Source organism: Enterobacter cloacae complex sp. SHL001, assembly GCF_049236825.1.
In the GTDB taxonomy this organism is placed as follows: Bacteria; Pseudomonadota; Gammaproteobacteria; order Enterobacterales; family Enterobacteriaceae; genus Enterobacter; species Enterobacter hormaechei_C.
Genome location: NZ_JBMKIP010000004.1, coordinates 510,867 through 519,309 on the forward strand (window position 1 = coordinate 510,867; position 8,443 = coordinate 519,309).

8 protein-coding genes and 1 tRNA gene are annotated in these 8,443 nt (G+C 54.7%); 7 read left to right on the forward strand and 2 right to left on the reverse strand.

Going from position 1 to position 8,443, the window contains the following annotated elements; all coding sequences use genetic code 11:
* Positions 1-245 precede the first annotated feature (245 nt).
* The 5 genes from aspA (at position 246) to ACOTYH_RS14585 (ending at position 5,829) form a co-directional block, all read left to right on the forward strand.
* Positions 246-1,682, forward strand: a complete 1,437-nt coding sequence (gene aspA / locus ACOTYH_RS14565; RefSeq protein ID WP_015572444.1) for an aspartate ammonia-lyase — start codon at positions 246-248, stop codon at positions 1,680-1,682.
* A 116-nt stretch (positions 1,683-1,798) separates the two neighbouring features.
* Positions 1,799-3,100, forward strand: a complete 1,302-nt coding sequence (locus ACOTYH_RS14570) for an anaerobic C4-dicarboxylate transporter (RefSeq protein WP_003855921.1) — start codon at positions 1,799-1,801, stop codon at positions 3,098-3,100.
* Between the two features lie 113 nt (positions 3,101-3,213).
* Complete coding sequence (gene cutA / locus ACOTYH_RS14575; protein WP_003855908.1) at positions 3,214-3,537, forward strand: divalent cation tolerance protein CutA; 324 nt, start codon at positions 3,214-3,216, stop codon at positions 3,535-3,537.
* Positions 3,513-5,204 carry a protein-disulfide reductase DsbD gene (locus ACOTYH_RS14580; RefSeq protein ID WP_421637796.1) on the forward strand — a complete coding sequence of 564 codons (1,692 nt, stop codon included), beginning with the start codon at positions 3,513-3,515 and terminating at the stop codon, positions 5,202-5,204. The genes cutA and ACOTYH_RS14580 overlap by 25 nt, the downstream gene beginning before the upstream one ends.
* A gap of 49 nt (positions 5,205-5,253) precedes the next feature.
* Complete coding sequence (locus ACOTYH_RS14585; RefSeq protein ID WP_017383972.1) at positions 5,254-5,829, forward strand: transcriptional regulator; 576 nt, start codon at positions 5,254-5,256, stop codon at positions 5,827-5,829.
* Here the strand turns inward: ACOTYH_RS14585 and ACOTYH_RS14590 are convergent.
* Both ACOTYH_RS14590 and ACOTYH_RS14595 read right to left on the reverse strand, forming a co-directional pair.
* Positions 5,826-6,416, reverse strand: a complete 591-nt coding sequence (locus ACOTYH_RS14590; protein ID WP_032104115.1) for a LysE family translocator — start codon at positions 6,414-6,416, stop codon at positions 5,826-5,828. The two genes, ACOTYH_RS14585 and ACOTYH_RS14590, sit on opposite strands and share 4 nt — an antisense overlap.
* A 37-nt stretch (positions 6,417-6,453) precedes the next feature.
* Positions 6,454-7,299: an AraC family transcriptional regulator gene (locus ACOTYH_RS14595; RefSeq protein ID WP_032104114.1), complete on the reverse strand. Its 846-nt coding sequence runs from the start codon at positions 7,297-7,299 to the stop codon at positions 6,454-6,456.
* Positions 7,300-7,468: 169 nt separating this feature from the next.
* Here ACOTYH_RS14595 and ACOTYH_RS14600 point away from each other — a divergent pair.
* Both ACOTYH_RS14600 and ACOTYH_RS14605 read left to right on the forward strand, forming a co-directional pair.
* Positions 7,469-7,544: transfer RNA gene (locus ACOTYH_RS14600), tRNA-Phe, on the forward strand.
* A 113-nt stretch (positions 7,545-7,657) separates the two neighbouring features.
* Positions 7,658-8,275 (forward strand): DUF2238 domain-containing protein, encoded by a 618-nt coding sequence (locus tag ACOTYH_RS14605; RefSeq protein WP_077580154.1) that lies wholly within the window; start codon positions 7,658-7,660, stop codon positions 8,273-8,275.
* Positions 8,276-8,443: the final 168 nt, after the last annotated feature.

Here is an 8,443-nt window from a genome sequence, read left to right on the forward strand (position 1 = left end):
TTCAATCGGTTTGCACGGATATTTTTTCTGGAAATATTAAAGCGGTGACATATTTCACAGATTAATAATTATCATGAAATCGGGTCGATAATAAGTGATCCAGCTTACGGCAATTCGCTATCATCAGCATATGATCTCGAACATCTGGCCGATTGAGGGAATAATCGTCGGTCATAAAATATTCAAAACCACATATATACTGTGTGTTTAGTACAATCCATCGGCAGCTTGAAAAGAAGGTTCACATGTTAAACAACATTCGTATCGAAGAAGATTTGTTGGGTACCAGGGAAGTTCCAGCGGATGCCTACTATGGTGTTCACACTCTGAGAGCGATTGAAAACTTCTACATCAGCAACAGCAAAATCAGCGACATCCCTGAATTTGTGCGTGGCATGGTGATGGTAAAAAAAGCCGCGGCTCTGGCGAACAAAGAGCTGCAAACCATTCCTAAAAGCGCTGCAAATGCGATTATCGCCGCGTGCGATGAGGTGCTGAACAACGGCAAATGCATGGATCAGTTCCCGGTCGACGTCTATCAGGGCGGCGCGGGCACCTCCGTCAACATGAACACCAATGAAGTGCTGGCAAACATCGGCCTGGAGCTGATGGGTCATCAGAAAGGTGAATACCAGTACCTGAACCCGAACGATCACGTTAACAAATGTCAGTCCACCAACGACGCCTACCCAACCGGCTTCCGCATCGCGGTGTATGCCTCTATCGTCAAACTGGTCGACGCGATTAATCAGCTGGGCGATGGCTTCCAGCGTAAAGCCGTAGAGTTCCAGGACATCCTGAAAATGGGCCGTACCCAGTTGCAGGACGCGGTGCCAATGACCCTCGGACAGGAATTCCACGCGTTTAACGTGCTGCTGAATGAAGAGACGAAAAACCTGCTGCGCACGTCCGAACTGTTGCTGGAAGTTAACCTGGGCGCAACCGCCATCGGTACACGCCTGAACACGCCAGATGGCTATCAGCAGCTGGCGGTACAGAAGCTGGCTGAAGTGTCCAACCTGCCGGTTGTGCCTGCGGAAGACCTGATTGAAGCTACCTCAGACTGCGGCGCCTATGTGATGGTACACAGCGCCCTGAAACGTCTGGCGGTGAAACTGTCCAAAATCTGTAACGACCTGCGCCTGCTCTCCTCCGGTCCGCGCGCTGGCCTGAATGAAATCAACCTGCCAGAGTTGCAGGCGGGTTCATCCATCATGCCAGCTAAAGTGAACCCGGTGGTGCCAGAAGTGGTGAACCAGGTTTGCTTCAAGGTTATTGGTAACGATACGACCGTCACCATGGCATCCGAAGCCGGTCAGCTCCAGCTGAACGTGATGGAGCCGGTGATTGGCCAGGCAATGTTTGAATCTATCCATATTCTGACCAACGCCTGCTACAACCTGCTGGAAAAATGCATCAACGGCATCACCGCGAATAAAGAAGTGTGTGAAGGCTACGTCTATAACTCCATCGGCATCGTCACCTACCTCAACCCGTTCATCGGCCACCACAACGGCGATATCGTCGGGAAGATTTGTGCCGAAACCGGTAAGAGCGTGCGTGAGGTGGTTCTCGAGCGAGGATTGTTGACCGAAGCCGAACTGGACGATATCTTCTCCGCCCAGAACCTGATGCACCCGGCATATAAAGCGAAACGATATACCGATGAAAGCGAACAGTAACCGTTCAGGCTAAGCTTCCGAAAGGCACGTCACTTGTGACGTGCCTTTTTTCTTTATGGGCGTTACCAAAACACAACAATTCAATATCAACTTGTTAATGAGCAAGGCAGGTCTTTATGTTTGGAGCAGAACTCGTCATCGTCCTGTTGGCGATTTATTTGGGCGCACGACTCGGGGGTATCGGCATCGGTTTTGCCGGCGGTCTCGGGGTGCTTGTACTTACCCTGATCTTTCAGATTAAACCCGGCGCAATCCCTTTTGACGTTATCGAAATCATCATGGCGGTTATTGCTGCTATCGCGGCTATGCAGGTCGCAGGCGGTATGGACTACCTGGTGAGCCTGGCGGAGCGAATGCTGCGTCGCCATCCGAAATACATCACCTTCCTTGCCCCACTGGTGACCTGGTTTATGACCATTCTCGCCGGTACCGGCCACACCGCTTTCTCCACGCTGCCGGTAATCACCGAAGTGGCGAAAGAGCAGGGTATTCGCCCGTCTCGCCCTCTTTCTATTGCCGTGGTCGCCTCCCAGATTGCGATTACCGCCTCGCCTATTTCCGCGGCGGTGGTCTTCTTCGCGGGTATCCTTGAGCCGATGGGCGTAAGTTACCTGACGCTGCTGGCAATCTGTATTCCGGTCACGCTGATCGCGGTAATGATCACTGCCGTACTGTGTAACTTCCTCGGTGCCGAGCTGAAAGACGATCCGGTTTACCAGGAGCGTCTGGCAAAAGGTGAAGTGAGCCTGCGCGGTAGCCAGGTCTTCGAGCTGAAGCCGCATGCAAAACGCTCCGTGCTGCTGTTCCTGATTGGTATCGTCGCCGTGATGTTCTACGCCACCGCCATCAGCGACACGGTAGGTCTGATCCAGAACCCGGTTCTGCCGCGTAACGAAGCCATTGTGGTATTTATGCTGACCATCGCGACGCTGATCAGCATCACCTGTAAAATCGACACCAGCGAAGTGCTGAACGCCAGCACCTTCAAATCCGGTATGAGCGCCTGCGTGTGCGTGCTGGGCGTGGCGTGGCTCGGTGATACCTTTGTGAAAGCGCACATTAGCGATATCCAGACCGTTGCAGGCGACCTGCTGCACAACTATCCGTGGCTGCTGGCGGTAGTGCTGTTCTTTGCCGCGACGTTGCTGTACTCCCAGGCTGCGACTACCAAAGCGCTGATGCCTGCGGCACTGATGCTGGGCGTAACGCCGCTGACGGCGATTGCCTCTTTTGCAGCAGTTTCCGCCCTGTTCGTTCTGCCCACCTACCCAACCCTGCTGGCCGCGGTTGAGATGGATGACACCGGCTCAACCCGTATTGGTAAATACGTGTTTAACCACGCGTTCCTCATCCCGGGCGTGGTGGCGATTACGCTCTGCGTGATCCTCGGCTTTATCATCGGCGGCATTGTGCTGTAAACGATTAGCCGTTGTAAAAATAGTTAAAAACGGGCCGCTCTGCGGCCCGTTTCATTAATGACCAACCGCCTTGCGTGATATAGTGAAGACTTTCGTGATGAGGAGGTCGACTTGTGAACACGCCTGATGCTGTTGTTGTACTGTGCACCGCCCCTGATGAAGCTTCTGCCCAGGATCTGGCCGCCAAAGTGCTGGCCGAAAAACTGGCTGCCTGTGTCACACTTCTTCCCGGTGCCACCTCCCTTTATTACTGGGAAGGTAAGCTGGAGCAAGAGTACGAAGTCCAGATGTTGCTCAAAACCAACCTGACAAACCAGCAGGCGCTCCTCGACTGCCTCAAGTCTCATCATCCATACCAAACCCCGGAGCTGCTGGTTCTGCCAGTGGTCCACGGCGATAACGATTATCTCTCATGGCTCAACGCTTCATTACGCTGATCCTGCTGCTGTGCAGCACGTCAGCTTTTGCCGGATTGTTTGACGCACCCGGCCGTTCGAACTTTATTCCTGCCGACCAGGCGTTTGTTTTCGACTTTCAGCAAAACCAGCACGATCTCAGTCTCACCTGGCAGGTGAAAGAGGGTTACTACCTCTATCGCAAGCAGGTCAGCATCACGCCGGCAAAGGCGAACGTCGGCGCATTGCAGATGCCCGCTGGCGAGTGGCACGAGGACGAGTTCTACGGTAAGAGTGAAATTTATCGTCAGCGCTTAAGCGTGCCCGTCACGGTGAATCAGGCGGATAAAGGCGCTACCCTGACGGTGACGTATCAGGGCTGCGCCGATGCGGGATTCTGTTACCCACCTGAAACAAAGGTCGTTCCGCTTAGCGAAGTGAAAGCGGCGGCCTCCCCTCTCCCCTCAGGGGAAAGGGGCGAAGGCAAAGCCGCTTCAGACCTTCCGTTCTCAGCGCTTTGGGCGTTATTGATTGGTATCGGCATCGCCTTTACGCCCTGCGTACTGCCCATGTATCCGCTTATCTCTGGCATCGTGCTGGGCGGTAAACAACGCCTTTCCACTACCCGCGCGCTGTTGCTGGCCTTTATCTATGTGCAGGGCATGGCGTTAACCTATACGGCGCTCGGCCTCGTGGTCGCCGCTGCCGGATTGCAGTTCCAGGCCGCCCTTCAGCACCCTTATGTGCTTATCGGTCTGTCAGCGGTGTTTATTCTGCTGGCGCTGTCGATGTTTGGCCTGTTCACCCTGCAACTGCCCTCTTCCCTGCAAACCCGTCTGACGCTGATGAGCAACCGTCAGCAGGGTGGCTCTGCGGGCGGCGTGTTCGCCATGGGTGCCATCGCCGGGCTGATTTGCTCCCCCTGCACCACTGCGCCGTTGAGCGCCATCCTGTTATACATTGCTCAGAGCGGCAACCTGTGGCTCGGCGGCGGCACGCTGTACCTCTACGCGCTCGGCATGGGCCTGCCGCTGATCCTGGTGACGGTGTTTGGCAATCGTCTGCTGCCGAAGAGCGGACCGTGGATGGAGACGGTGAAAACCGCGTTTGGTTTTGTCATTCTGGCGCTACCGGTATTCCTGCTTGAGCGCATCACTGGTGATGTGTGGGGTACACGTCTGTGGGCGATGCTCGGCGTGGCCTTCTTCAGTTGGGCGTTTATCGTGAGTCTGGGGGCGAAGAAACCGTGGATGCGCCTGCTACAGATCCTTCTGCTGGCGGCCGCACTGGTGAGCGTCCGTCCACTACAGGACTGGGCGTTTGGCACCCCGGCAGGTCAAACGCAGGCTCATCTGAATTTTATACAGATTAAGAACGTGGATGACCTTAACCGCGCCCTGGCGCAGGCGAAAGGCAAACCGGTCATGCTCGATCTCTACGCCGACTGGTGCGTGGCCTGCAAAGAGTTTGAAAAATACACCTTCAGCGATCCGCAGGTACAACATGCGCTGAGCGATACCGTTCTGCTCCAGGCGAACGTTACCGCCAACAGCGCGCAGGATAAGGCTCTACTGAAGCAACTTAATGTGCTCGGGCTGCCTACCATCCTGTTCTTCAATGAACAGGGGGAAGAACAGCCGACGCAGCGTGTAACCGGGTTTATGGACGCGACGACATTCAACGCGCATTTGCGCAATCGCCAACCGTAAACAACACTTTAGACGGGACAAACCGTTGGGAATAGCGGAGGAGATAACCGTGCAACGCGAAGACGTACTGGGACAAGCCCTGCAATTGCTTGAGATTCAAGGGATCGCCAGCACCACGCTTGAGATGGTCGCCGACCGTATCGATTACCCTCTGGATGAACTTAAGCGCTTCTGGCCGGATAAAGAGGCGTTGCTGTATGATGCCCTGCGCTATCTCAGCCAACAGGTGGATATCTGGCGCAGGCAGCTGATGCTGAATGAAGAGCTGACTACCGAGCAAAAGCTGCTGGCGCGCTATACCGCACTGACGGAGTGTGTTACCAACAACCGTTACCCAGGCTGTCTGTTTATCGCCGCCTGCACCTACTATCCGGATCCCGGGCACCCCATCCATCAACTGGCAGATCAGCAAAAACGTGCCGCGCACGAGTTCACACACGAGCTGCTGACCACACTTGAAGTGGATGACCCGGCAATGGTCGCGAAGCAGATGGAGCTGGTGCTGGAAGGTTGCCTGAGCCGCATGCTGGTGAACCGTAGCCAGGCGGATGTGGATACGGCGCACCGTCTGGCGGAAGATATTTTGCGGTTCGCGCAGTGTCGTATGGGTGGTGCTCTGACCTAAGCCAGCATTCCCGTCCAGGCGGAAATAAACAAGCACAGCGCCATCGCGCGCTGAAATCGCACCATCGCCACGGTGGTGCGGAAAATCCGGTTCACCGCCTTCCCCAGCCACGCCCAGCACAACAAACAAGCCACGGAGATCGCCAGAAACCATAGCGCCATCAGCGCAACATCCCGAAATGCATGGTCGCTTGCCGGAGCAAACAAGCTGACAACTGCCAGCGCCATCATCCACGTTTTTGGGTTTACAACCTGTAATAACGCCGCCGCCCGCGCGGTAAACCGGACATGGCGTCTGAAGGAGAGATTCGCGGCCGGGGCGCTAAACAGCTGCCAGCTCATCCAGGAAAGCCACAGCACGCCCGCCCAGCTCATTACCTGACGTATCAGCGGATACTGGCGTAACACTTCTCCTGCCCCAGCACCTGAAACCAGAACAATAGCGCTGGCGGCAATACACCCGCCCAGGATCGCAGGAAACGTATTTTTTACGCCAAAGTGCTGACTGTTAGCCAGTACCAGAATATTGGTTGGCCCCGGTGTAATCGAGGCGACAAATGCAAACAGCAGGAAGGGTAATAAATTCACAGGTGACTCCTTTTTTATTAGAGCCACGAATGTGCCGTTATTTTCTGGAAACGTCTGGAAGGTTTGTGCACAACCGACGGTAGTGTGCCGGAGAAATACGGTATGCCCGCTGGAACCAGCGACCAAGATGGCTTTGATCGGCAAAACCCACTGCCGCCGCAACATCAACAGGCAGTTCCCCACACGCCAGCATCTGTCGGGCCTTTGCCAGGCGCAGCTGGATAAGCCAGGCGTGCGGTGCCAGGTGAAATTCGCGCTTAAAACAGCGGGTGAGCGTAAAGCGATCCGTACCCGTCTCACGGGCAAGGTCTGACAGCCCCACGTTCTCGCCGATATGCGCATAGAGATAGTCGCGGGCACGATGCGCCACGGCGGAGCTTTGTAACTGCAACGGGAGTTTCTTACGCCAGTGGCAGTGGGCAGTGATCTGAGAGAGCAGGTTATCCATTGTGCTCTGTTGTACGATCTTCATCTCATCGTTATGTAACGAGGCAAATGTATCACCGATAGCGCGCACCAACTGAGGCTCTCGCGTCAGCGTTTGGGCAAAGTGGAGGGTGTAGCTCCCGGGAGTAGAGTCGTACAGCCCTTGAAGCGTACGGGTGAGCCAGTGTTCATCCAGATAAAAGGTAAGATAAGTAAAGCCCCCCTCTACCGGCGCATCACCGTCATGGATCTCCCCGGGCTCAAGTAAAAAAGCATCGCCCGGCTGGCTACGGTGGCGTTCACGGCGACAGTGGAACTGCTGCGTGCCGGAAAGGGTTATTCCGACCAGATAGCTATCATGCCAGTGGGGATCAAAGGCATGTCCTTCGAAATGCGCCTTAATTGTCTCAATACCTGTTTCTGCATGCTGACGCAGCTCAAGCCAGTCGTTTGCCATACTGCCCTCCTCTTACCGTCAGCATTGTCACATCTTGCCTGAACTGTCTGGAAGATTTGTGCAATTCCAGGGCACAAACGGACAGATTGCCGCAAACTTAAGCAGTTGAACAGCTTTTCCCGAAATAATGTTGACGATCGCGCGCGATTGCGGTTTAATGCGCTCCGTTGCCCGGATAGCTCAGTCGGTAGAGCAGGGGATTGAAAATCCCCGTGTCCTTGGTTCGATTCCGAGTCCGGGCACCACTATTTAAAGAACCCAGCCTATGGCTGGGTTTTTGCTTTTCTGTATCTGCTACGCATTGAATTTTCCCTTCTGTCAGGTAATAGTGATTTTTTCCCCTGACAATGAAAATGATATGACCTTATCTGCTTTAAAAGTCGGGTCACTGCTCCTGCTGATGATCCTGTTTTATACCGGCCTGTTCACGAGCGATCGCATCACCTGGCTGATGGAGGTGACGCCCGTCATTATCATCATCCCACTTCTGCTTGCCACGCACCGGCGATACCCCCTGACTCCCCTTCTCTATACCTTGATTTTCTTCCACGCCATCATTCTGATGGTTGGTGGTATGTACACCTATGCAAAGGTTCCGGTTGGTTTTGAGGTTCAGGAGATGCTCGGGCTTAGCCGAAATCCGTATGACAAGCTCGGTCACTTCTTCCAGGGGCTGGTTCCCGCACTGGCAGCGCGAGAAATTCTGCTGCGCGGTGGGTATGTTCGTGGACATAAGATGACGGGATTTCTGGTGTGCTGTGTTGCTCTGGCCATTAGCGCCACCTATGAACTCATTGAGTGGTGGGCAGCTTTGGCAATGGGACAGGGTGCGGATGATTTTCTGGGGACGCAGGGCGATCCATGGGATACCCAGTCAGATATGTTTTGCGCGCTGCTTGGTGCGTTAACGACGGTGCTGATCCTTGGGCGTTTCCATCAGCGGCAATTGCTTCGTTTGAATGTTTGTCAGGGATAGTACGCTCTGAGTTGCCGGGTGGCGGCTTCGCCTTGCCCGGCCTGCCGTTTTTCGACGTACAAACGCAAAAAGGCCATCCTTCCGGATGGCCTCTTCACTTAATTGATGCCTGGCAGTTCCCTACTCTCACATGGGGAGACCCCACACTACCATCGGCGCTACGGCGTT

Excerpts from the sequence above, each read along its gene's own strand:
- aspA (WP_015572444.1), top strand. The coding sequence starts at position 246 with ATGTTAAACAACATTCGTATCGAAGAAGATTTGTTGGGTACCAGGGAA.
- ACOTYH_RS14570 (WP_003855921.1), top strand. The coding sequence starts at position 1,799 with ATGTTTGGAGCAGAACTCGTCATCGTCCTGTTGGCGATTTATTTGGGC.
- ACOTYH_RS14580 (WP_421637796.1), top strand. The coding sequence starts at position 3,513 with ATGGCTCAACGCTTCATTACGCTGATCCTGCTGCTGTGCAGCACGTCA.
- ACOTYH_RS14595 (WP_032104114.1), bottom strand. The coding sequence starts at position 7,299 with ATGGCAAACGACTGGCTTGAGCTGCGTCAGCATGCAGAAACAGGTATT.
- ACOTYH_RS14605 (WP_077580154.1), top strand. The coding sequence starts at position 7,658 with ATGACCTTATCTGCTTTAAAAGTCGGGTCACTGCTCCTGCTGATGATC.